Origin of the sequence: Candidatus Xiphinematobacter sp. Idaho Grape, assembly GCF_001318295.1 — a bacterium.
Lineage (GTDB): Bacteria > Verrucomicrobiota > Verrucomicrobiia > Chthoniobacterales > Xiphinematobacteraceae > Xiphinematobacter.
Window position 1 is genome coordinate 801164 of record NZ_CP012665.1, and the last position, 22159, is coordinate 823322.

Sequence of the window (22159 nt, forward strand, 5' to 3'; positions counted from 1 at the left end):
GCAAGCAGGGTCTTCCTTCGGGCAGAAATTTGTTACAGTCGGTCTACGATCCATTGTGGGATACCCCGAAGAAATTGGGAGGGAGAATAGAAAACTTCGCCGTAAGCTCCCCCTAAACCAGACCTAGGGTAGCTGAGATAAAGCTCATCCTTACAACGTGTTATACCGACGTAGAATAACCGTCGCTCTTCCTCCAGGTCTTCTGAATTTTCTAGGGAACGTGCATTAGGAAACATGCCTTCCGCCAGCCAAATCAAGAAAACAACTCTCCATTCTAATCCTTTAGCTTGATGGATAGAAGATAGAGTCACTCTTTCAGGTCTACAGGAGAGTGGGGTCTTGCTAGCAGTATCTCCAGCTCCAAGTAGGGCAAGTTGAGAAAGAAAGTCTTCACAATTCTCGAAGTTCTGTGCAAATGCTATCAGGGTGCGAATATCTTCCTGTCTAGTACCATAATCGGGGAAGTGTGCCTTCATATAATCCCCGTAGATGGTAAGTAGAATTGTCTCGATTAGGGATGCAGGAGATGACAGAGAAGAATTTGAGCCCTCTAGGAGATAAGTTAGCTGAGACCAGGTTCGTTTGGATTTTAGTGGAATCTTTAGCTTAGATAGAGGGGGAAAATTACATCCTCTTCTAAGAAGAGTGGCAGCCTCTTTCCAGAGAAATGCTGCGGACTTTGTCCCAACACCGGGAAGCAATTGAACCATGCGTTTGAAGGCAAGTTCGTCTCTCGAATTTACTGCAAATTTCACAAATGATAGTACATCCTTAATATGGGCTTGCTCAAAAAATCGCAGCCCGCTTGTGATAGAAAAAGGGATAGCTTGACGGGTAAATTCCAGTTGAACCTCCATTGAGTGATAATGAGCGCGATACAGGACTGCTACCTCGCCAAGGGGCACGCCTTTTTCCTGCAAACCGACGATACGTTCGGTCACGAAGGAGGCCTGCTCAGCGCTTGTGGAAAGCGACGCTAAAGTTGGCTTATTTCCTCTGGAGGGGCGTACTGCAGCTAATGTTTTTTTGAACTGGTTTTTGTTGGCACAAATTACTATATCGGCTACGGAGAGAATTTCTGGGGTACTACGGTGGTTGGTTTCTATCCGAAAGATAGAAGCGCCTGGGTGGCGTTTGGGAAAGTCTAAGATGGTCTTAAAGTGCGCTCCTCTCCAGGAGTAAATGGACTGTGCGTCATCCCCCACCGCCATGATGTTTCCGTGTCTGGCGGCTAGTCGCTCTACGAATTTAGACTGAAGTTGATTGATGTCTTGGTACTCGTCCACCAGGATGTGGGAAAATTTTTCCCCGTAAAACTCCGCGATATCTTTGCATCCCTCCAGTAGCTCTAGTGGCTTAGAAAGCAGATCATCGAAATCCATGGAATTGGCTTCATATTTGCGTCTCCTAAATAAAGTAGCTATACGCTCAATCTGTTCTGCCAGAACAATAAAATAAGGGTAATGACGCTCTAAAATAGCTGAGATAGATCCCACAGCGTTAACCGCCAGGCTGAAGATTGCAGAAAGTACTTCTGCTTTCGGGAAACGCTTGTCTGCAGCGCGTAATCCTTCCTCCTTTATTAAGGAGGCAATCATCTTCTGTTGATCCTCACGATCAAGGATAGAAAATTCCTGGCGGAACCCAATCCTACCTGCATGGGCCCGGAGGATGCGATTCCCGACAGAATGAAATGTCCCTCCCCAAATGCCGTTACTTCTCTGCGGAACCAAAGCAGCCACACGCTCAAGCATTTCTCTTGCAGCTTTGTTGGTAAACGTCAAAAGAAGGATATTTTTTGCCGGAATCCCCCGCTCTAATAGCCAGGCTACTCGATAAGTCAAGGTGCGAGTCTTTCCACTCCCTGCTCCAGCAATCACCAAACTAGCTCCCGCTTTAGCTCTCACAGCAGCCATTTGCTGGGTATTGAGACTAGCCCAAAAAGCATTTCCGTAGGGGTACATTGCCCTAATATGTTGCCATTTTTAGATTAGCAAACCAAACTAACACCCATCTTGTATGGGAGGTAAGACATAAAAAGTAGGGACCTACAACATCACCATCGCCAAAACAGTCTTTTGGGTTTGAAGGCAGCGGCATGAGCCCTTGCTCTAGACGAGGAGACGAGCCGTGCAGCAGCAATTTCCTCGGGCCGCATTCCCAATCCATAGATTAGCAAGCTTTGTGCTTCTTTCCATATTCTCGAGCGCACAGATACCCCAAGAATCACTGCAATTACCTCTCTCTCCTTCCATTTGCCACTTGCGATTAGGCAATGGCCAGCGCCCCTAGTGTACCCAGTCTTCATTCCGTTGCAAAAAGAATATTTTAGAAGGCAATTAGTGTTGCAGAGAATTTTAATTTTTCCATTGTTGAGGCGAAAGTGGTAGGTGCGGCAGTTGACAATTCCCCGTAGGAGAGGGTGGGCGTACACAGCCCTTGCAACAGAGGCCATGTCTCGTGCAGTGGAGTATTGTCCGTTTAGTGGCAGGCCATTAGGGTTGACAAAATGGGAGGTGTTGCCATGTAACTCAACCATGCGCCGGTTCATTTTTTCTGCAAAGGCTGCTGTACTACGCGCATTATCTCGTGCTAGAGCGGCAGCCGCATCGTTCGCGCTTTTCATTAACATTGCAGTAAGGAGCGCCCGGCGAGTGTATGTTTCCCCGGATCGTAGACCTAGCTTAAGAGGAGGTTCCATGGCATCAGATCTTTTGATGACTATGGGTTTATCTAGATCTCCATTTTCCGCGACAATCAAAGCGGTAAGAAGCTTTTGGGTGCTAGCAACTTGTCTAGGTTGAGTCTCGTTTTGTCTAAAAAGTATTACACCCGTATGGGCGTCAAATAACACTACCGCCTTTGCGGTAAGAATCGGAGGACTGGCACCTGGAAAAGAATCTTGTCTGTTAACAGTAATTGGATCCCTCCGAGGAAGATTTGCACTGGCTACCGGGAAAGCAGAAATCGCTGCGAGAGTGCAGGCTGACATAAACAGACGCAACTTATAGAAAACGCAGCCGGTAGACGACATATCCACCCTACATTCGTTAGAGAGGTAGATGGATACTATATTCCCACCTTCTTATCCCACATCCTGCGAATATCCCCATTAGAGGTTCTGCAAAGGGGTTTAGTAGTAAAACTACACATCGCCCTGGATGGACTCCAGTAGATAACCTTTCTGTAACCGCGACAAACGCGAATGGACGATACATCCCTATGGATGGCAGATCAATAGTTCCTACCAGTTTTTCGGTGTAAACCGCTGACGTATCGTCAACGGGTACTCTATTGAAATAAAGACATGTTAATCAGAGTAGAAGATCCCTTTTACGAGTCTGGAAACAAGTTCCCATGGATCATCCTCCATACAATGGGGTGATGATGGCCTATTATTGCCGAATACGAGTCTGCTTGTCCTCCCACATAAGGAATTGCAATTAGGTCAGCGTATGCGCCTGGAACAACCCTTCCTATCCTATGTGCTTGTCCAACTGCCTTTGCTGGGTAAACTGTGACCATCTTAAATACTTCTTGCTCAGTTACATAAGGATGTTCATGCAGAAAGAGCCGCATTTCCTCAAACAAGTTTAGTGAATTATTGCTAGCCAGGCTGTCTGTGCCTAGACAAGTAGTAATGCCATACTGCCTCAAACGGTCAAAATGGAATTTTTCCCTCCCAAAGTAAGCATGAGTTTTTGGACAATGGATGACACAAAAACCTCGGTGATTATGCATAATCGCCCAATCGTCTTCTTCTAGATAGTTCATATGTACAAGCATTACGCTCGTGGGTACGAGTTTTTCTTCCAGTAAAAGGGCGACAGGCGATTTCTTTCCGCAGTCCAGCATGTTGCGTCCCAGTCCTTGTAGGAACTCGAAGAGGGGACCCACACCATCGCGAAACATCTCTAGTTCCTCAGATGTTTCAGCAAGGTGGGTACTGACCGGAATTGCGTATCTCTCCGCACAGAACCTAATACAACGATAAAGGGCAGCTGAGACGGTATAAGGAGCGTGAGGCGCAAGGCCGACTCCACCAATCCATTGGGAGCGCCCTCTGAGAAACGGGGCTACTGTACCAAGGAGAGCCTCCATACGAACACGAGACCGGATGTCCATCAGCTCAAAGAACCACCAAATGCGAGGAGACAATGGTGGCAAATGCGGGGGGGGGATTAGATGGGAAGCAGTGTTAAAAACTGAAGTGACACCCCATCTAGAAAGTTCCCCCAGGCCCACTTTAACAGCTGCCAAATAGTCTTCGTTAGTACAGGACTTTTTCAAGGAATTAAGGCTTTGTATCCATTGTGTAAAACAATCCGTGGGGGCGATGGAACGTCCCATGATAGTGTATTCCAGGTGGCAGTGGGCGTTGATCAGTCCAGGCAGCAGAAGCTGCTCACCAAGGTCTATTTCCTCTTCCACTTGTATAGAGGCTAAATCGCTGAAGGGGCCGACAGCTGCTATCCTTTCTGCTTTTGTTATCACAGCAGCATTTTCAATGGGTCCATCTGGAGTTAGTGCCATGCGGGCACGGAGACGCCTCATGGGGTGGCAGCTGCTGCCTTTACCACACGCCGTGCTGCTGCAACAAATAGGTTGCAAGCCTCTGAACAAAGCAATGGAATCTTGTGAACATTGCTTTCCTCTTGCCAGGCTACTGCAGAGCAATGGATCCCCCATAAGATTTTGCGCAGGCACTTTTTTTCGCAAAAGTCTCGGATGAGCCCTTTTGCCTGCTCATCGGTAGTTCTTACTGCAATACGATACATCCCACTTTGGCGTTCTAAAGTTCTTCGAAGTGAAGTTCCAACTAACTGCCTTCTTAGCAAGGACAGCCACAGGCCCAAAGCTGCAGGATAAAGAAAGTCTATTGCTACATGGAGTTCTTTAATGGAAGATAACCTCAGCTCCCAACCGTGACGCAGATTTGGAGCGCTTTTTAGAGGGCGGTATTGACCCACATCGTCAAATCTTGCAATCTCTCCTGCGGCCTCTGGCTCTGTGTATACACACAAGTCGCTGCGAGCAGCGTCTTCCGTGTGAAAAAGGCACAAGCCTTTAGTAAACGTTACTTGCCCAATTTGTGTGATCTCTCCCTCCAAGCAAGATTGCAGTAGGGTATGGAAAGTATCAAGGTTTAGGAGGAGAACAGGAGCCACGGTTACTGGTTATCGACATTAGGATTAACTATAGAATGCAGGAGGCACCTTGTGGACATTTAGTGCAGGGCTGCGCACGAACCCCAGCCGGGTTTGGCTAGGGAGGAGGATCCCCGAGGGCGGCGCGTTCCGGCCGTCCTAGCTCTCTGAAGATAGCTAGAGTAGTGCAACATACTAAGAGATCTGCAAAGTGCATAACTCTTTCCGTGTGGAAAGAGAAATACAAGCTCTAACTTAGCTACACAGCCTATACTTATGGCTGAACTAAAACTTCCTACTGGCTCCACTAGCCTTTTTATGCATCCACCGCTCTCAAAGAATGTCACAGAAGAAATCCAAAGATTGCGCTCGAAAATTAGATACCATAATTACCTTTATTTCGGGAAGGCAGCTCCTGAAATCTCTGATAGAGAGTACGATATTCTTTACCGTCAGTTATGCAACCTAGAGGCGCTCTATCCTCAGGAAATTCCACAAGATTCTCCTACACAGAGTCTCGGAGGAGACGATGCTCCTGCCCTGCAAGCTCGGCATCTCACACCTATGCAGAGTTTAGACAACACCTACTCGGAGGCTGAGATACTAGAGTTCGTCAAACGATCGCAAAAGCTCCTTTCTGGAGCACCTCTTTCATTTGTCTTGGAACCCAAAATCGACGGTGTGGCAATTTCACTCCTCTATAGAAGCGGGCACTTGGTCCGTGCCCTTACTCGAGGCGATGGAATTACAGGAGAGGATGTCACACAGAACGCTCTGACTATCAGAAGGATACCCCGTCGACTTCCCTCCTTTTGTCCAGAGGTTGTGGAAATCCGTGGAGAAGTGTTCTTACCACGTAAGGTTTTTTCCGAGCTCAATGCAAGAAGAGTAAAAAGGGGGAAACCTCTTTTCGCGAACCCTAGGAACGCTGCAGCAGGCTCCTTAAAGCAACTGGATACAAAGGTCGCTGCTGCCAGAAAACTAGATGCAATTTTCTATGGACTTGGGATATGGAAGGATGAAAATAATTGCCAGCCAGAAACTGACAAAGAATTTCTAGAGCTTTTAAAGATCTGGCAGTTCTCCCTCCCTCCATACATTTGGAAGGTGAAATCTCCGGCCGAAATTTTTTCCGCTATCCATGAATTAGAGAAATTACGGCATAGCCTTTCCTTCGAAATCGATGGCGCAGTTATCAAAGTGAATGATTTCAGGCAACGGGATAAGTTGGGATCTACTACTAAGGCCCCCCGGTGGGCCATCGCCTTCAAATACGAGTCAGAACGTGCCGAAAGCTTGCTTAAAAAAATTTCTGTTCAAGTAGGACGTACCGGAGTCCTTACTCCGGTAGCAGAATTAGAGCCCGTCTCTATCGGAGGATGTATGGTGAGCCGAGCAACCTTGCACAATGAGGGAGTAATTAAGCGCAAAGATATTCGGGAAGGAGATTATGTTGTGATAGAAAAGGCTGGTAGCATTATCCCTGCAATAGTAGGAGCTCGGAAAGATTTGCGAAGTGGTCAGGAGCAACCATTCCATATGACAGAGAGGTGTCCTGCGTGCCGGGGAGAGTTGTACCAACCCCCGGGACAAGTTCTCGTCCGCTGTATTAACCCACAGTGTCCTGCTCAGCTCCAACGCCGCTTAGAACACTTTGCTAGCCGTGGAGCGATGGATATTGGTGGCTTAGGAAAGATACTGATTACCAAAATGGTGAAGTCTGGCCTGACACGAAAGATTTCAGATATTTACGCTCTTAAAAAGTCAGACTTCCTACTATTAGGTACAGGGGAAAAGAGAGCGGAGACTCTTCTGTGCTCCATCCTTGAAAGTAAAATGCGTCCCCTTTGGAGGCTAATCTTTGCGCTGGGCATTTTGAATGTAGGTACTACTTGTGCTCGGGCACTAGCTTTCCGATATGGTTCTGTAGCTAGATTAAGGGAGGCTAAAGACCTAGAGAGCGTGGAAGATATTGGAACAGTAGTGGCTTCTAGCATCCGGCAGTTCTTTTCGGACGCTGAGTCCCTTTGTCTACTCTATGAGCTAGAGAAACACGGTGTTCAAACTGCTGCATCCTTTGATTCAGCACAGGGAATCGATCGTCCCTTGGCGGGTCAAACTTGGGTCCTGACAGGGAGTCTGAGCAGCCCACGCAAAGAAATTATCTATCAAATTTGTATGCGAGGAGGCTATATTGCAGAAAGCGTCAGTGGAAAGGCGACATATCTACTCGCTGGTAAGAATCCAGGCTCCAAATACGGAAAAGCTAGACGCTTGAGGATCCCTATCCTGGATGAAGAGGAATTTCAGAGGATGCTTAAAAAATGACTCGCCCTCCTACCCCTACTACGCGCGAGCTAACCTATCGTTACGTTCTTCCTACGTATAACCGCTTTGAGCTGGAGATCTTAAGAGGATCTGGATGCAGACTCTGGACAGAAACCGGCCGAGAACTGCTAGACTTTGGAGCAGGCATTGCTGTCTGCTCGCTTGGTCACGCACATCCGCGTGTTACAGAAGCTGTTATCAAGCAAGCAAGCAGGCTTGTCCATACATCCAATCTGTACTACACTCGCCCTCAGGCTGAATTAGCTCGCCGATTAGTAGGTATCGTTGGAGCTGAGGGGAAGGTTTTTTTTTGTAACAGTGGATCGGAGGCAAATGAAGGACTCATCAAATTAAGCAGAAAGTTTGGGAGCTTCTCTGGAAATCGGCACGAAATTATTACCTTTAGCGGCTCTTTTCATGGACGTACGTTGGCCAGCATTTCTGCAACGGGACAAGATAAAGTTAAACAAGGGTTCTTCCCATTAGTAAGTGGATTCATCCACGTTCCCTACGGGGACCTTGAGTCAACTAGCGCTGCTATCCAACCGCAAACCGTTGCCATTCTCGTTGAACCCGTACAGGGGGAAGGCGGTATCCATATTTCTGGCAAAGCATTCCTTCAAGGTCTGCGCACGCTCTGCAACGAGCACAACCTACTACTTCTTTTCGATGAAGTACAGTGCGGTATTGGCCGCACTGGAAAGTGGTGCGGATGGAAGAGCGTTGGATGTAATGCAGTATTTCCTGATGGTGTGAGTTGGGCTAAGGGCATTGCTAATGGATTTCCACTGGGAGCCTTTTGGGTTAGCGCCTGCACAAAGGGAAAAATAGGGCCGCTCTGTGATCTATTGGGTCCTGGGTCACACGGGAGTACTTATGGAGGAAATCCGGTCTCCTGTGCAGCAGCTCTCACTGTTCTAAGAGTAATTGAGGAAGAACAGCTTCTCAAAAATGCTCTGGAATTAGGGGCCCTCTTCTACAAAAAGCTTACCAACATTTCCTGTCCAGTCATCACAGATATCCGTGCTCTCGGACTCATGGTAGGTGTAGAAACTAGTTTGGCGGCATCTCCTAATGATCGGCGCACCCCAGCTGTCCGCCTTGCAGATGCCCTTATCAAAGAGGGGCTCTTAGCTATCCCAGCTGGAAGGCAGGTCCTGCGGTTTCTACCTCCTCTCAATGTTCGACAATGTGAAATTGAGGAAGCAGTAGAAAAATTCATACAAGCTCTTTCCGGTCAAAAAGCTTGCGGTCCCCTTTCATGATCATGAAAAACCTCTTTTCCATTCAATCCCTTTCGCAGGAGCAAATTGCTGATATTGTAGAACGGGCGGCAATAATGAAGCTTAAACGTGGTTGTCATTCCTCTTACCCATTAGCAGGGCAGATCTGGGCCTTGCTCTTTTCTAGAGCCTCCACAAGAACGCGCATCAGCTTCGAAACTGGTATTCGAGAGCTTGGAGGAGATGTGTTGTTTCTAGCTACAAGCGACCTTCAATTGGGACGCGGTGAGCCTATCCGAGATACCGCTCGTGTATTTGGGCGTATGGTTCATGGAGTCGTCATCCGTACGCCACGACAGGAGGAGGTGGAGGAGTTTGCTAAATTTTCTGGCCTACCTACACTTAACGCTTTGACCGATACGGAGCACCCTTGCCAAATTTTGTCTGACCTTTTTACCATTCAGGAAAGCTTTGGTAGCCTTCGTGGGCTTCGTGTTTGTTTTGTAGGGGATGGAAACTGTAATGTAGCGTGTTCTTGGATTTGGGCAGCAACCCGGCTTAGATTTCCACTCCACATAGCGGCTCCCCCTCCATATCAACCTGCAGCTGCGGTACGCCACTTAGTAGATCCTTCCATTGTTAGCATAACAGATGATCCCTACATGGCCGCTCGGGGAGCTAATGTACTTTATACAGATGTGTGGGTAAGCATGGGAAAAGAGAAAGAGATCGACAGCCGTTCTGTTCAACTAGAAGGTTATCAAATTAACCAGAAGACTCTTTCTAAGGCCTTGCCGGGGGCACTTGTCATGCATTGTCTGCCTGCCCATCGGGGCAAAGAGATTACAGAGGAAATTTTTGAAGCCCACTCTGAAACCATATTTCGCCAGGCAGAGAATCGTCTGCATACTCAGAAAGCCATCCTAGAATGGGCGGTCCAAAACAGTTAGAAGAGAAACTTCTAGCTCCTCCACCTACAAGGTTAAGCTTAAGCGTTGGTAGGAATGGAATTCCAGAGCGCAAATCCGTGTAAGGGGCTACGACGAACGGAAGTAACGCAAAACCGGGGCGCCAAGGAGGTTCCCTAGGATTATGAAGCAGCGCTGATTCTAAGGTAGGGAGACCCATGAAGTCCTCACACGGAACGCCCCCCTTCGCCATCCTGCTTAATCTACCATTGATGGGATGAAGCCCTCCGTGCAGTATAAAACACCTCCCTAGGTGGGTGGCTGACGGGACTCGAACCCGCAGCAGCCAGAACCACAATCTGGAGCTCTACCATTGAGCTACAGCCACCATCCGAAGAAATTAAAACACACGGCTCCGTGCAAACCTTACTGGTCACATGCATCCCCTCACTTCCTGCAAGAGGTATTGCACCTAACTTGGTGCAATTGTCTTATACTCATAATTTTCTTGTCAATTGTTTAAAGATACTTTCTAGGAAGACGGTTCTTGTTTACCTGAATAGAAGAATATGTTATGGCTAATGGTAGCTGTGGTGGGGAAAGAGAATTGAGCATAAAGGAGCATGTACTTACTCAGTTGCGCTGGCGTTACGCCACGAAGAGGTTTAATTTAACCCGGAAAATTCCAGAAGAAGAGTGGGAAGTTCTAGAGGCAAGCCTTGTTCTTTCTCCTTCTAGCTTCGGGATGGAGCCGTGGAGGTTCCTCATCGTTACCGACTCAGCGACACGTACTAGGTTGGTCCCAGCTGCGAGAAATCAGACACAGGTTGCCACCGCTCCGCATCTCGTGGTTTTCACTGCGAAGCAACAAGTTGATCTCTCTGATATAGATGCCCTTGTGACGCGCACCGCCCGGGTCCGCCACATTTCTCCAGGAGATCTAAAGGAGTTGAGAAACATGGTGGCTGGTTTTGTTAACAGCCTCTCGCAGACTTCTCTTCGCGAATGGGCCATGCGGCAAGTTTACATCGCGCTTGGTCAGTTTATAACGACGGCAGCCATCCTAGGGATAGATGCTTGCCCAATGGAAGGCTTTATTCCGGAACAAGTAGACGAGGTTTTAAATCTTCGTAAGACAGGCTACGGTAGTGTCCTTCTCTGTCCCGTAGGCTATCGCCAGACAAACGATCAACATGCTCAGTTGGCAAAAGTTCGCCGTAAAGCCGCTGACGTTCTCATGCGGATATGATTGACTCTCCATTAGATAGGCTAACTTGTGGCATTTTATAGCTTGTAGCTGCTGTGCTTTTCTTGGCGGGCGACCACCCCTACCTTGGAAATACCGACTCGACCAAGCAAATCCACAATGTAGACAAGTCTTTGGACAGAGAGCTCCTTATGAGCGTGGATTATGATGGCGATTTCAGGATCCTTGGCATACAAGGCGCGGAGTTGCGTTTCCAATTCCTCAGCAGTAACGTGCTTTCCGTTAAAAATCAGGCTGGAGTCCCGTCGGACCTTGATAGTTTGCACTTGATTCACCGGCGTGTTTTTCTTAGCAGAGGAGCCGGTTGGAACGAGTAAGTCCAGATTGTTCTCCATGAATGGCGTAGCAACCATAAAAACGATCAGGAGGACAAATGCCAGGTCTAGTAATGGGGTGACATTGAGTTCTCCAACAATGGAGGGTTGAAACTTTGAAGAAAATCTTCTCACAGTTGCCGCTGCAAGTTACAGTAAATCACTGCAGACTACGTATCGGTGTTCAACCTCCGAAGAAAACTCAGCCGCAAAATTCTCGCATTGAGCAATCATGGATCGAATATTCACAATAAGAAAGTTATAAGCAAACATAGCAGGGATTGCCACTAGCAGACCAGTGACAGTGGTAGTTAATGCCCCCGCAACACCTGGAGCCATGGCTATAAGATTCACGTTGCCGGCTACAGCAATTCCTGCAAATACATCCATAACTCCCCATACTGTTCCTAGTAAGCCAAGAAATGGCGCTCCGCTAACAGCCGTAGAAAGGATGGTCATAAGGGATTCTAGCTGAAGTGCCGACTCCACGGTTGCCTGCTCCATAGCAGTGACAATGGGACGTATCTGCCTGGAAGAAATTTTCTTTGCGTTTGTTGTAGCACTGGAATGCAGCCCTTTATCTACGGTTGCGGTGCCCAGTAGTTGGAAGCATAATTCCTCACATCCTGCCTTGTACACTTCAAATAATGGTGATCCGTCAAAGGGAATCCCCTCTTCATAAATTCTGAGTGGAGACTGATCCTGGCGAAATGTCGCAACAAAGCGGGTATTTTTCTCCTTGGCTGCTCGAAGGCTGGTTAGCTTATATAGAGCCACTGACCAGCTAAGGGTTGAGGCAAGAAAAAGGGTCGAAAGCACAGCGCGCCCTACGAAACTAGTTTCGCCAAGGACATACATCAGTCCAACTGCCATTTGAAACTCGGGCGCCTTAATGAATAATAGGGGTAACAAGGAGAAGTCAGAAAGGACGGTGCTCATTTCATAGTGAGCTAGTAGGTTATAGCCTAAACTGGAATGAAAAAGAAATGCTACCTTTCCTGCATTAAGCAGACTGTAGGATTGAAACTACATAGATGAGCTGAGAAGCTTGATTTCTTACCTTGAAAGGTGTTCCCTCCCCAGGATGGGTATTTGCTGATACTCTAGTTACTCACTTCGACATCAGTTTACATTTCCTCGCAGATTGTCAGTGACGAATCACTGTCCGATAAGGATAGTGCGGAGTGGGAAATTACGTCACTCAGACCAAAATCTAAAACAGTCAGACGTTTCTGGAATTGCTGGTGCAATCTCTTCAGTCGACCACTCGATAGGCTCTGCCGCTTTCTCCGAAAATTCTCCAAGAAATTCACCCTTATTGTGACTGACACCACACAGGTAGGCTCGTCCGTTTTGAAGAAAAAAACCCAAGCAAGCGACTAGTGAGCGTATCAGAGTAACACTCTGCCACTATCGGCAGGACGTTCTGCCTCTTATCATTAGCTTGCTTATTCTTGGAGAGGAAAGCAATCTAGACCAACCTGTATATCCGAATTCAGTGGCTCCACCTCCGTTTGGAGGTTCGGAATATGTAGCTCGCCTTGATATTTGGGTGCAAAGAATCCATGGAGGAGGCCAATGGTATCTTCTCAAGGTTTGTTAGTCGAATACATCTGGCCAAGTCCGCATGCTGTATTTTCAAATAATATAAAGACAGAGTTGACTTTTGGACTAATTGAGGACTACCTAGCGGCCTAGGCCAGGGTAACCTGGAAGGGGAGTTCAGTCCTATGACAGAGGCAGGTTAGTGGCTTCTTTCTTCTGCCAGTTGGCGTGTTCTGTGTGGATAGTAACTACTTGTTGCATATTGTCCGTTGTCCAAAAAGCGGCCAGCCTTTGAGAGAAGCTGGCGCACTGGAACTTGAGGAGCTCAATTTGCGCGTCTGCTCTGGAACACTTCTCAATCAGCTAGGACAGACTGTCTGTCAGCCTCTGAAGGCCGCGCTCATCCGTGAAGATGGCAACGTGGCCTACCCCGTACGCGATGATATCCCCTTCCTCCTCCTCGAGGAGGCTATTACCATTTAAAGGGGAGCTCCCCTGCATATCCTTTCACTCTCCATGTCCAAACTCGAGATGACGCATAAAATGACCAATCTTGAAAGGCTCCGGCATTCTTGTGCCCATGTTCTTGCTACTGCCATTCTCCGCCTCTGGCCAAATGCCCAACTAGCTACAGGTCCGCCAGTAAGAGATGGATTCTACTATGATGTTGAACTGAGTCACCAGATTACTCCAGAGGACTTTCCTACTCTCGAAGAGGAAATGCGTACTGTCATTAACATGAACCAGCCCTTTGAATCTCAAGAAATTAGCCGCGAAGAGGCTTTGCAACTTGGTCAAATTGGTAGGCTTGCCGCCTTGGGTAAGCGCTCGGTTAGCAGTAAGTTTAAAATCGATATTCTAAGGAATATCCCAGAAGGAGAGGCGATTATTCTCTATAAAAACGGTGACTTTATAGATCTTTGCGCTGGGCCGCACGTCTCTACTACTAGTGAGCTTGGAGCTTTCAAGCTTACACACCTTGCCAGCGTTTTTTACCGGGGAGATGAGCGTAACGCTCAGCTTCAGCGAGTGTATGGTACGGCTTTTCACACACAAGAAGAATTGAATGCCCACTTTTCCCTATTAAAGGAGACTAAAAGGCGTGACCATAGAAAACTTGGCAAGGAATTATCTCTCTTTCTTCTTGATGAAGAGGTTGGCCCAGGCCTTGTTCTTTGGCCACCAGCGGGCGCTATCATCCGTCAGGAACTCCAAAATTTTATTGGTGAGGAGCTTCGACTGCAAAAATACCAGCAAGTTTTTACCCCACACGTTGCAAGACTAAGCCTCTTTCGTACCTCAGGTCACTTCCCCTACTATGCACAGTCTCAGTTCCCCCCCCTCATCGAGAATGAAACCTTGTTTACTCTTGCAAAAGAAAGTTGCTCTTGTGCCGAGCTCACCAACTACTTTCAGGAAAATAGAGTAGATGGGTTTCTTCTCAAACCCATGAACTGCCCAATGCATATGAGGATTTTTGCCTCACATCCTCATTCTTACCGAGAACTTCCCATCCGTCTTGCTGAATTTGGTACGGTATACCGATGGGAGCAGTCTGGGGAACTCAGTGGTATGACACGAGTTCGCGGATTTACTCAGGACGACGCCCATATTTTCTGTACCGAAGAGCAAATCGATGCAGAAATCCAAAGCTGTCTCCTTCTCGTTCATAAGGTTCTAAAGATCTTTTCTATGCAAAATTATCGCGTCCGGATAGGACTGAGGGATCCCTCTACAAAATACATCGGCTCTTCTGAAAACTGGAGTCGTGCTGAAAAGGCTTGCCGAGATGCAGCTATAAGGTTAGGGATTACCTACTCAGAAGAATTGGGGGAGGCTGCCTTCTATGGACCGAAAACCGACTTCGTAGTCAGGGATGTTTTAAATCGTGAGTGGCAGCTTGGGACCATTCAGGTGGATTTTAACCTTCCTTTAAGATGTGGCTTGTCCTACATAGGCTGCGATGGAAAGCCGCATACCCCTGTTGTAATTCATAGGGCCCCGCTTGGCTCACTGGAACGCTTTGTGGGCATCCTTATCGAGCATTTTGCGGGTAATTTTCCTCTTTGGATTGCTCCAGAGCAGGTGCGCGTCCTGCCTATATCGGATAGGTTCTTTGCATTCGCCCAGTCCACTGCAGAAGTATTGCTAGGGTCTGATATCCGTGCTTCAGTAGATACGTCCTCTGAGAGGATCAGTGCCAAAATTCGTCTTGCCCAACTAGAAAAAGTTCCTTACATGCTTATCGTTGGAGGGAGTGAGCAGGCCTCCGGAGAGGTTTCTGTGCGAAGTCGAAAACGTGGCAGGGAAGGGACTATGTCCATCGGTGAATTTCAGCAACGAATCCAGTTTGAAGTTAAAAGTTACAGTCTATAATGAAGCAGCTTGCTTGGGAGAGTTCCTGACCCTATTCCGTTCCAATGGTATGAAACTGCCTTTGCCAGCACCATCGGCTCCTACTGGTAAGCTCAGTGTGAATGTGAATTTTGTTGGGCAGAAGGTAGGATGCTAATTTAGCCAAGGAGGTCCTATTAATCCACAGTATATTCGTATTAACGAACGCATCCGTGCCAGTGAAGTTCGAGTTGTCCTAGCTTCTACCAACGAACAGCTTGGCGTGATGAAGTTTGAGGATGCCATATGTAAGGCTAAAGATCTAGGTTTAGACCTCGTGGAGGTTGCTCCAATGGCTAACCCGCCGGTTTGTCGGATTACAAATTATGGTAAATTCCGATACGACCTCTCTAAACAAGAGAGGGATCGCAAGCCTCATAGTGGTAAGGTTAAGGAAATTAAGTTTCGCGTTAATATTGACCAGCACGACTACCGTACCAAGCTACGCCACGCCGAAGATTTTCTTGATAAAAACAATAAGTTGAAGATTTACCTGCAATTTCGAGGACGTGAAATGGCTCATAAAGAACTTGGCATGCTCCTGATAGAGCGTGTTCGTGCTGACCTGCAAACCATGGCCCATGTGGATATGGAGCCAAAGCTTATCGGACGGGCAATCTCTATGACTCTTAGTCCACTTCCTGTTTCTAAGCGTAAGAAGAAATTCTTAGAGGAAAACTGAGTCCCTGAAGAGGAGCATATACAAGCGTATACAAACATGGCTAATGGATGCAGAGAGTAATTTCTTCTAGACGTCTGTTTCTTTTTGACATTGATGGTACTCTCCTTACTTCTGCTCATGCCGGCAAGCATGCGCTGAGGGATAGCATGCAGAGCCAATTTGGTATCAGAGAAGACCTTACCGGCATCCCTCTTGCTGGAGCTACGGATGGGGCGGTTGCTAAAGCTTTATTAGCCAAAAACGGAATACCGGTTACTCAAGAGAATACTGCCTTCTTGCTAGAAGGATATCTTAGGCATCTTAGCGAGCGTATCTACTACCATCCAGGAAATCTCATGCCAGGAGTTCTAGAATTGCTCCAGTATCTGTCTCTGCGTCCTGACTGTGTGCTAGGTCTCCTTACTGGAAATCTCGTGCGAGGTGCCCAAATCAAGCTGACATTTTACGGTGCTTGGCATTTCTTTGAGTTTGGTGCCTTTGCAGACGACCATGACAACCGCAACGAGCTTGGAAACGTAGCTCGCACCCGCGCTTGCAAAATCTACGGAATCGAATTCCCACCCGGGCACATTTACGTTGTCGGAGACACCCCAAGCGACATTGACTGCGGAAGAGCCATCAATGCGCACACCGTGGCAGTCGCCACGGGGGAGCATTCTATGGAAGAACTGTCTCAATTTCAACCAGACTTTCTTTTCAAGGACCTTCTGGATACAAGCAGCGTGCTTTACTCACTACTCAGGTGAAGTAAAGCTTGACGTCCAAATTTGGAGGCTGACCGCGATTCTAATCGCGTCCAGAGTTCTTCGCACATTTTTTTCGACGGAAAAGGTTGCCGCGGTCTCTATCCTCATGTATCGGCCAGCTGTACGCTTCTCTTGCGGCAACCATCGCTCTAATGCTGCAGTAAGGCTGCCTACATCGCCAACCTCTACTGCATTTCCAAGCTCCTCATTTTCGAGCAGCTCTGAAAAACCATTGGAAAATGTAGTAATTACTGGCAACCCCGATGCAAGTGCCTCCAGGCATGCATTTGAAGAGGGATCGTAAATAGTTGGTAGAAGAAAAATGTCTGCTGCTGCATAAAACGGAGCAATACAGGAGGTGGGCCCAGCGAATATGGTGTGGGGAAGAGCATATTTTTTTGAGGGCCCTTGCCCTACTACCAGCAATTTTGCTTGCCCCTTCAAAGCATAGATCGCTTGTACTGCAAAGCGTAATCCCTTACGTTTCCAACCAGTTCCGGCAAAAAGCACTACTGTTTCTTTAGAAGACAGACCATACTGGTTTCGGATACGCATGCGATCCCTTGAGGAAGCTGGTTGAGGCTGAAACCCATTTGGAATCAGCAAAATACGCTCCCTTGGAAAGTCATAGTACTTTAGAATCTCTTCCAGAACCATCTGTGAGTTTGCAATTACCAGCGCCGTACGATAGGGATCGAAAGCAGACCGTTCTAGTCTTAAAATCTCCATGTGCTTGGAATTAAGAGAACGGAACCAGGCTTTCCACGCAGGCTCAAACTTTTTTCTCCTACGTAGCCAAGATGCATGTACCCCATCCCCTGCACGGTAAACATCGCACCTTAAGACTCTTTCCAGGCTCAATAGACAGTCAAAGTCTCGTTTTTGAGCATGAAGGGCACGCGCAAATCTTAGGGGAGTATCGCCAGGAATGTAGCAAACTTTACCGTAAGGCCATGCCCTCACAGGCCACTTATCTGAGCTGTAAAGCCTCACCTCCTCCCCATTATCTACCAACCCTTGTACCAACCGAGATAGGTATGCTTCCGCCCCACCAGTGGAAGAATAGCCACGACGGGCTAAGGCTATCCTCATACTATGAGGGGCCAAACTCGACCTGGTAGGCTAGAATGGATTCCGCTAGGAAAACTTCCCTCATAATTTCAAAAGACGCTAACACTGGATCGCCCTGGTACAATCTATCACCAATCACCATAAAGTTCCGATGAAAATCCTCTGCTTTCAATTGAAGCGCATAGGAGATCTCCTCCTAACTACGCCTGCCCTTGCAGCCCTTACACGAGCCTATCCAGAGGCAGAGATCCATGTTGCTGTTGATAAGGCATTTTCTTCTCTCTTCCCCTGCCTACCAGCACATCGCATCCATCCCCTTCGGGGAGGAGGGAGTTCCGTTTGGATAGGCCTTCTTCGCGAGCGATATGACGTCTGCCTAGACTTTAATTCAAGTGATCGTTCTGCACTTGCTGCCTTTCTCGTCAACTCTCCGCTAAAAATCACTTATTCCCAATTTGCGTGGCGCCCATTCCGAAAAAAAATCTACAATACCTTTGTTTCTTCCATTCCAAACCAGCGACACACTGCTGACTTTCACACTGACCTTCTCTCTCCTTTGGGCATACGATGCACAGAGACCTCTTTGCTCATCCGTCTACCTACAGGAGTACTCCAAACAACTGATGCTCTACTAGAAAAACTTCACGTTACGTCCCCATTTGTCATCGTCCATCCCGGTACATTCCGAAGGGAAAAATACTGGCTCAACGAGCGTTGGTTGACTGTGATTCGTCACCTCCGTGAGTACCACCATTTGCCAGTCCTTCTAACAGGCTCTTCTTCCTGCAAAGAACGGCAGTTTTTAAAAAGTCTAATTAGCTATAAGAAAGCGCCTTGGCATGACCTTACAGGAAAGTTAAATCTTTCCCAATTTGCTGCACTCATTTTTAGAGCTCATTTGCTGTGCGGAGTAGACTCTGCTCCAATCCACCTTGCTGACGCTTTATCCATACCGTGCATTGCTTTATTTGGTCCTACCAACCCTTTTCAATGGCGTCCTAGAAATCTGAACTCGCGGGTCCTGACACCATCTCGCATAGCTCCGCATTCTTCACAAGCTCAAGAAGGGACTATGGAAGATATTTCTGTAGACATGGTTATTTCAACCATCGATACTTTGCTCGCAGATATTTCTATTACTCCTTCCTCTCTTGGAATTGCATGTCCCTCTCCAGGATAGATCCTATTTGTACCGCCTGATCTATAATGATATCAGCGAATAACGATTCTGTTCCAACAGAACTACCGTAGAATAATTTTCGGCCACGCAGAGTGTAGGGGTTTTTCCGAAGGACTTCGGCCTGACTTGTTACAGTTCCAGTTTCGGAGGAAATCCCTAATAGAATTGGGATATCTTGGTAGCTATGAAGTCCGTCGGAGATGAAGAAGGGGATTACTATCACGTAAGGGTGCCTGCTAAGCTGATCCCACTCTGATACTAGAGGAGGTTCCTCCATATAAGCCGAGATAACTTGTGGATAGAAGCCAGTTGCGCTAATGCGGGAAACCTGTCTCTTGACAGCGGCGGCTGAATTACTATCGAGCTTGGTTCCATGTCCAACGATAATAAGGCTAGTTTGCTCCCTTGGAACTCCAGCTGCAATCTCTGATGCCTGGCGCAGAAGCAGGTCAGTCATCTTTAGGTGACTCCCTACTGGAGGACAGTACCTAATACAGCGTCCGCCTCTCCTCGTAAGGATACCCTCTAATTCTAACTCACGCGGAATGATAGTGTTGGTAAAATACCCTTCACTGATGAAGTTTGGCACAACAAAGATTTCTTTGGAATCAAGCATATGATACACCTCCCGCATCGAGGGTTCTTCCTTCCAAAAACAACAAGCTACCTCGCGGAAAATGTTGCGCTTCCGGATACAAGCTGCATGGATTCGCGTAGGTATGCTGGAGTCAGGGTTAACTGTAGAACCGTGACCTACGACAACGAGAGCAGACTCGTGAAGTGCCATAAAATTCTTTTATTGCAATCTCTATTGGTACCCTCTACGAATGCCAGGATGCTTCGGTTGCTTTGCTATAAGTTTGGCCAAAACACCCCCATAATGGGGGCCGTGGCTGTGTCACAGGTGATTACGGGTTTTGGTCTGGGTTTGCTAGTTGCTGAGAAGGTAAAGCGTTCTGCTCGTGAGCCAGCCGCACTTGCTTTGATCGGTGCCGGCATTGCTGCACTCGTCCCCGCTATTGTAGGGGTGATAGACCGGGTTGCTAACCGCCCTACCTCGAGGCGCCTGATGAAGCGTCGCCTGGAAGGCATTCGTAGAAATTCCGGCCTTTCCGAGACGGAATCCGTCTAAACTTTATTTGGTGTATTTTGGTATGCATAGGGGTAGAGAAAGGGAAAATTGGTGGGTGGTCGTTTATAGCTTTAGCAGGTCAGCTTTTTGGAAAGGATGAGCAGGGAGAGTCCCCACATGCTGCAGGTCTTCTCCTCGTAGGAAAAGGAGCCGGCGGATAACCTCCTCGATAAGATTGTTGGGGCAACTAGCACCTGCAGTGATCCCGATTTGCAGAGGGATACTGGGAAGCCACTCCAGGGTTCTTACTTCTCTCTTAAGGCTGACGTGGAAGTGACGGATAAGGTTTACAGATTCTAAACACTGGCTTTCATGAATGAAATACGTGGGCAGTTCCATCGTACTTCCAATCTCTGCGAGATGGGCCGTGTTGGAGCTGTTGTATCCGCCAACGACTAGAAGAAGATGTAGTTGCTTTGAATGAAGTAGACTAAAAAGGGCATCCTGGCGTTCTTGGGTTGCGCTACAGATAGTATCAAAGGAACGAAAATTCCTCTCCGAGCCTCCATCGCGCCCTGTGATGGCGTTCCGAACACGGCGCTGAACCTCCTCCGTTTCCATTCGCAGCATGGTAGTTTGATTGGCCACTCCCACCCTTTCTAAATGGAGATCTGGATCAAATCCAGGTGAATAGGCCCCTTGAAAACAGCGTAAAAAACTACTTTTTCTTCCTCCTTTTCGTATATACTCGCAGAGGGTTTCCGTTTCCTCCAAATTCAGGACAATGAGGTAGTGGTTGGTATCCTTTCCCAGGGCATAGGAAGCTGTGGCCTGAGTTTCCTCGTGAAAGGCCTTTCCATGGATGATGGAGGTAATGTTCTCGCTGGCGTTCTGCCGCACTCGCTTCCATACACTCATTACATCTCCGCAAGTGGTATCCACAATTCGGCAGCCAATCTGTCTAATCCGCTTGAGAAGTAACAGCGGGACACCAAAGGCCGGGACAATCACCACATCTTCCTGCCGAAGAATGCTAAGATCTGGATGTGTCTTATTGACAAGGAGGTTCTGAATCTCTAGCGCACGCATCTGGCGGTTTACCTCCGGGTTATGGATGATTTCGCCAAGGACGAAAATCCTGTTCCCCTGAAAGACCTTGCGGGCTGCGTAGGCGAGATCTATAGCGCGCTCAACACCGTAGCAGAACCCGAATTTTTTTGCCAGATGGATGGTGGTGTACCCTAACTTAAAGGTGCCTCCGTGGGACCGGATATACTCCACTAATGGGCTCTGATAGTGCGCTTCCACCTGGGCTTGAACACGTCCCATCACTTCTGGCGTACGGAGATTCACTGTAGTGACCAGATAAATTATCTGTTGGACGAATGTCAACTATTTCCTAAAATGGTTCACTTTCCTGCGGCGCAAGGTAATGAGATACAAAGCCTTTGAAGCGGAAAGCGCGAAGGGTTGCCTGCTAAGAAAATAAAGGTACACTTTTCAGGAGTTTTTGTATACCCTGCAGCCGCTTCGGGCGTGTCTACCAAAAAAAATAATGGTGTTCAGCGAATCTGACTTTCAGTATGCGATAGAAAATACCCGGGTGATTATTCCTCCTGAAAGGGTAATTGCAACCTTTGGGCCCACTACATTTCGTTTCATACTGGTGAGTGAGCTGATGGACCGGGTTAACTGTATTCGGATCAGAAAAGGACGCGTCGAAGCTGACCGACCTCAGATTCTTTCTCCTTACCACTTAAAGCAGGTTCTGTTAGAGGGATTCTCTGAAGAGGCTAAGGGTTTTTCGAGTTGGTTACTGCAGCAGAGTGCGAATCTTACATTCCTTCGCTATGGGTTCCACTTCAGAAAGACGGATCTTTTAGAGGAAATTGTCCATGAACCGATTGGGGAAGTGATAAAGCAACTCGCTGCTAGATTCCAAGAAGATCGTGATCCCCTTTACAGCCTTATTGAAGGAGTCGATGACACGTGGGAGGTGTGCGTCTTGAAGTTTGCAATGGACCTAATCCGTCAGTCTGCCCCTGACAATGTGGGAGAATGGAGAAGACGTGGGCTTCTCTGACAAGGGCAATAAAAACGAGCACCTACAACATCAACGGTCTTGAACCTTTCATGGAGGGCAAGCATCAGCCGGTACTCTAGGTGCTGGGAGGTATCTGGATGAGATGAGAGCTATCAAAGCTAGTAGTCTTTCTTCTCACGTCTCTTGTCATAGGAGGATGGCTTTTGTACTACCAAGAGTTTTTGGAACCTCAGCAGCT

At 47.7% G+C, this 22159-nt stretch carries 20 protein-coding genes and 1 tRNA gene; 11 read left to right on the forward strand and 10 right to left on the reverse strand.

The window, feature by feature from the left end; all coding sequences use genetic code 11:
• Positions 1 to 32: 32 nt before the first annotated feature.
• The 4 genes from AMD24_RS03780 to AMD24_RS04425 form a co-directional block, all read right to left on the reverse strand.
• Positions 33 to 1964 carry an ATP-dependent helicase gene (locus AMD24_RS03780; protein WP_062100724.1) on the reverse strand — a complete coding sequence of 644 codons (1932 nt, stop codon included), beginning with the start codon at positions 1962 to 1964 and terminating at the stop codon, positions 33 to 35.
• 92 nt (positions 1965 to 2056) lie between these two features.
• Positions 2057 to 2992, reverse strand: a complete 936-nt coding sequence (locus AMD24_RS03785; RefSeq protein WP_062100725.1) for a D-alanyl-D-alanine carboxypeptidase family protein — start codon at positions 2990 to 2992, stop codon at positions 2057 to 2059.
• A gap of 341 nt (positions 2993 to 3333) precedes the next feature.
• Complete coding sequence (locus tag AMD24_RS03790) at positions 3334 to 4554, reverse strand: amidohydrolase family protein (RefSeq protein ID WP_062100726.1); 1221 nt, start codon at positions 4552 to 4554, stop codon at positions 3334 to 3336.
• Positions 4551 to 5168, reverse strand: coding sequence for a DR2241 family protein (locus AMD24_RS04425; RefSeq protein ID WP_062100727.1), 618 nt, complete (start codon positions 5166 to 5168; stop codon positions 4551 to 4553). Before AMD24_RS04425 ends, AMD24_RS03790 begins: the two co-directional genes overlap by 4 nt.
• Positions 5169 to 5465: 297 nt before the next feature.
• Between AMD24_RS04425 and ligA the strand changes: the two genes are divergently transcribed.
• Genes ligA through argF form a run of 3 tightly spaced genes read left to right on the forward strand, consistent with a single transcriptional unit; the run spans position 5466 to position 9648 of the window.
• The gene (ligA, locus tag AMD24_RS03800; RefSeq protein WP_158404392.1) at positions 5466 to 7475 is read left to right on the forward strand and encodes an NAD-dependent DNA ligase LigA; all 2010 of its coding nucleotides are present in this window, start codon (positions 5466 to 5468) and stop codon (positions 7473 to 7475) included.
• On the forward strand, positions 7472 to 8740 hold the full coding sequence (locus AMD24_RS03805) for an aspartate aminotransferase family protein (protein ID WP_062100729.1): 1269 nt from the start codon (positions 7472 to 7474) through the stop codon (positions 8738 to 8740). The genes ligA and AMD24_RS03805 overlap by 4 nt, the downstream gene beginning before the upstream one ends.
• Complete coding sequence (argF, locus tag AMD24_RS03810; RefSeq protein WP_320408892.1) at positions 8737 to 9648, forward strand: ornithine carbamoyltransferase; 912 nt, start codon at positions 8737 to 8739, stop codon at positions 9646 to 9648. The genes AMD24_RS03805 and argF overlap by 4 nt, the downstream gene beginning before the upstream one ends.
• Before the next feature lie 274 nt (positions 9649 to 9922).
• Here argF and AMD24_RS03815 read toward each other — a convergent pair.
• Positions 9923 to 9994, reverse strand: a tRNA-His gene (locus AMD24_RS03815).
• A 186-nt stretch (positions 9995 to 10180) separates the two neighbouring features.
• Here AMD24_RS03815 and AMD24_RS03820 point away from each other — a divergent pair.
• On the forward strand, positions 10181 to 10855 hold the full coding sequence (locus AMD24_RS03820; protein WP_062100731.1) for an NAD(P)H-dependent oxidoreductase: 675 nt from the start codon (positions 10181 to 10183) through the stop codon (positions 10853 to 10855).
• A 35-nt stretch (positions 10856 to 10890) separates the two neighbouring features.
• Here AMD24_RS03820 and AMD24_RS03825 read toward each other — a convergent pair whose 3' ends face one another.
• On the reverse strand, positions 10891 to 11322 hold the full coding sequence (locus AMD24_RS03825) for an ExbD/TolR family protein (protein WP_062100732.1): 432 nt from the start codon (positions 11320 to 11322) through the stop codon (positions 10891 to 10893).
• Positions 11323 to 11337: 15 nt separating this feature from the next.
• Entirely contained in the window at positions 11338 to 12126 is a 789-nt protein-coding gene (locus tag AMD24_RS03830; protein ID WP_062100733.1) for a MotA/TolQ/ExbB proton channel family protein, read from the reverse strand.
• Positions 12127 to 13023: 897 nt separating this feature from the next.
• Here AMD24_RS03830 and AMD24_RS03835 point away from each other — a divergent pair.
• The 4 genes from AMD24_RS03835 (at position 13024) to AMD24_RS03850 (ending at position 16554) form a co-directional block, all read left to right on the forward strand.
• Positions 13024 to 13215, forward strand: a complete 192-nt coding sequence (locus AMD24_RS03835; protein ID WP_158404395.1) for a Trm112 family protein — start codon at positions 13024 to 13026, stop codon at positions 13213 to 13215.
• Positions 13216 to 13263: 48 nt separating this feature from the next.
• On the forward strand, positions 13264 to 15108 hold the full coding sequence (thrS, locus tag AMD24_RS03840; protein WP_062100906.1) for a threonine--tRNA ligase: 1845 nt from the start codon (positions 13264 to 13266) through the stop codon (positions 15106 to 15108).
• Positions 15109 to 15283: 175 nt separating this feature from the next.
• Positions 15284 to 15808, forward strand: coding sequence for a translation initiation factor IF-3 (gene infC, locus AMD24_RS03845; protein WP_256379099.1), 525 nt, complete (start codon positions 15284 to 15286; stop codon positions 15806 to 15808).
• A gap of 47 nt (positions 15809 to 15855) precedes the next feature.
• Positions 15856 to 16554, forward strand: coding sequence for an HAD family hydrolase (locus tag AMD24_RS03850; protein ID WP_062100736.1), 699 nt, complete (start codon positions 15856 to 15858; stop codon positions 16552 to 16554).
• On the opposite strand, the gene AMD24_RS03855 is transcribed toward AMD24_RS03850, so the two are convergent.
• Complete coding sequence (locus tag AMD24_RS03855) at positions 16543 to 17646, reverse strand: glycosyltransferase family 4 protein (protein WP_062100737.1); 1104 nt, start codon at positions 17644 to 17646, stop codon at positions 16543 to 16545. The genes AMD24_RS03850 and AMD24_RS03855 overlap by 12 nt on opposite strands.
• A 130-nt stretch (positions 17647 to 17776) precedes the next feature.
• On the opposite strand from AMD24_RS03855, the gene AMD24_RS03860 reads away from it, so the two are divergent.
• Positions 17777 to 18805 (forward strand): glycosyltransferase family 9 protein, encoded by a 1029-nt coding sequence (locus AMD24_RS03860; protein WP_082383061.1) that lies wholly within the window; start codon positions 17777 to 17779, stop codon positions 18803 to 18805.
• On the opposite strand, the gene AMD24_RS03865 is transcribed toward AMD24_RS03860, so the two are convergent.
• Entirely contained in the window at positions 18762 to 19592 is an 831-nt protein-coding gene (locus AMD24_RS03865) for a CbiX/SirB N-terminal domain-containing protein (RefSeq protein WP_062100739.1), read from the reverse strand. The genes AMD24_RS03860 and AMD24_RS03865 overlap by 44 nt on opposite strands.
• Here AMD24_RS03865 and AMD24_RS03870 point away from each other — a divergent pair.
• Positions 19581 to 19937: a hypothetical protein gene (locus tag AMD24_RS03870; RefSeq protein WP_148565197.1), complete on the forward strand. Its 357-nt coding sequence runs from the start codon at positions 19581 to 19583 to the stop codon at positions 19935 to 19937. The two genes, AMD24_RS03865 and AMD24_RS03870, sit on opposite strands and share 12 nt — an antisense overlap.
• Before the next feature lie 63 nt (positions 19938 to 20000).
• Here AMD24_RS03870 and AMD24_RS03875 read toward each other — a convergent pair whose 3' ends face one another.
• Positions 20001 to 21269, reverse strand: a complete 1269-nt coding sequence (locus AMD24_RS03875; RefSeq protein WP_256379092.1) for a 4-hydroxy-3-methylbut-2-enyl diphosphate reductase — start codon at positions 21267 to 21269, stop codon at positions 20001 to 20003.
• A 163-nt stretch (positions 21270 to 21432) separates the two neighbouring features.
• Here AMD24_RS03875 and AMD24_RS03880 point away from each other — a divergent pair, with 163 nt between their 5' ends.
• Entirely contained in the window at positions 21433 to 21960 is a 528-nt protein-coding gene (locus AMD24_RS03880) for a hypothetical protein (protein WP_062100741.1), read from the forward strand.
• Positions 21961 to 22159: the final 199 nt, after the last annotated feature.

Excerpts from the sequence above, each read along its gene's own strand:
- AMD24_RS03820 (WP_062100731.1), top strand. The coding sequence starts at position 10,181 with ATGGCTAATGGTAGCTGTGGTGGGGAAAGAGAATTGAGCATAAAGGAG.
- argF (WP_320408892.1), top strand. The coding sequence starts at position 8,737 with ATGATCATGAAAAACCTCTTTTCCATTCAATCCCTTTCGCAGGAGCAA.
- AMD24_RS03785 (WP_062100725.1), bottom strand. The coding sequence starts at position 2,992 with ATGTCAGCCTGCACTCTCGCAGCGATTTCTGCTTTCCCGGTAGCCAGT.
- AMD24_RS03855 (WP_062100737.1), bottom strand. The coding sequence starts at position 17,646 with ATGAGGATAGCCTTAGCCCGTCGTGGCTATTCTTCCACTGGTGGGGCG.
- AMD24_RS03850 (WP_062100736.1), top strand. The coding sequence starts at position 15,856 with ATGCAGAGAGTAATTTCTTCTAGACGTCTGTTTCTTTTTGACATTGAT.
- AMD24_RS03865 (WP_062100739.1), bottom strand. The coding sequence starts at position 19,592 with ATGGCACTTCACGAGTCTGCTCTCGTTGTCGTAGGTCACGGTTCTACA.
- AMD24_RS03780 (WP_062100724.1), bottom strand. The coding sequence starts at position 1,964 with ATGTACCCCTACGGAAATGCTTTTTGGGCTAGTCTCAATACCCAGCAA.
- thrS (WP_062100906.1), top strand. The coding sequence starts at position 13,264 with ATGACGCATAAAATGACCAATCTTGAAAGGCTCCGGCATTCTTGTGCC.
- AMD24_RS03790 (WP_062100726.1), bottom strand. The coding sequence starts at position 4,554 with ATGAGGCGTCTCCGTGCCCGCATGGCACTAACTCCAGATGGACCCATT.
- AMD24_RS03880 (WP_062100741.1), top strand. The coding sequence starts at position 21,433 with ATGGTGTTCAGCGAATCTGACTTTCAGTATGCGATAGAAAATACCCGG.
- AMD24_RS03830 (WP_062100733.1), bottom strand. The coding sequence starts at position 12,126 with ATGAGCACCGTCCTTTCTGACTTCTCCTTGTTACCCCTATTATTCATT.
- ligA (WP_158404392.1), top strand. The coding sequence starts at position 5,466 with ATGCATCCACCGCTCTCAAAGAATGTCACAGAAGAAATCCAAAGATTG.
- AMD24_RS03860 (WP_082383061.1), top strand. The coding sequence starts at position 17,777 with ATGAAAATCCTCTGCTTTCAATTGAAGCGCATAGGAGATCTCCTCCTA.
- AMD24_RS03805 (WP_062100729.1), top strand. The coding sequence starts at position 7,472 with ATGACTCGCCCTCCTACCCCTACTACGCGCGAGCTAACCTATCGTTAC.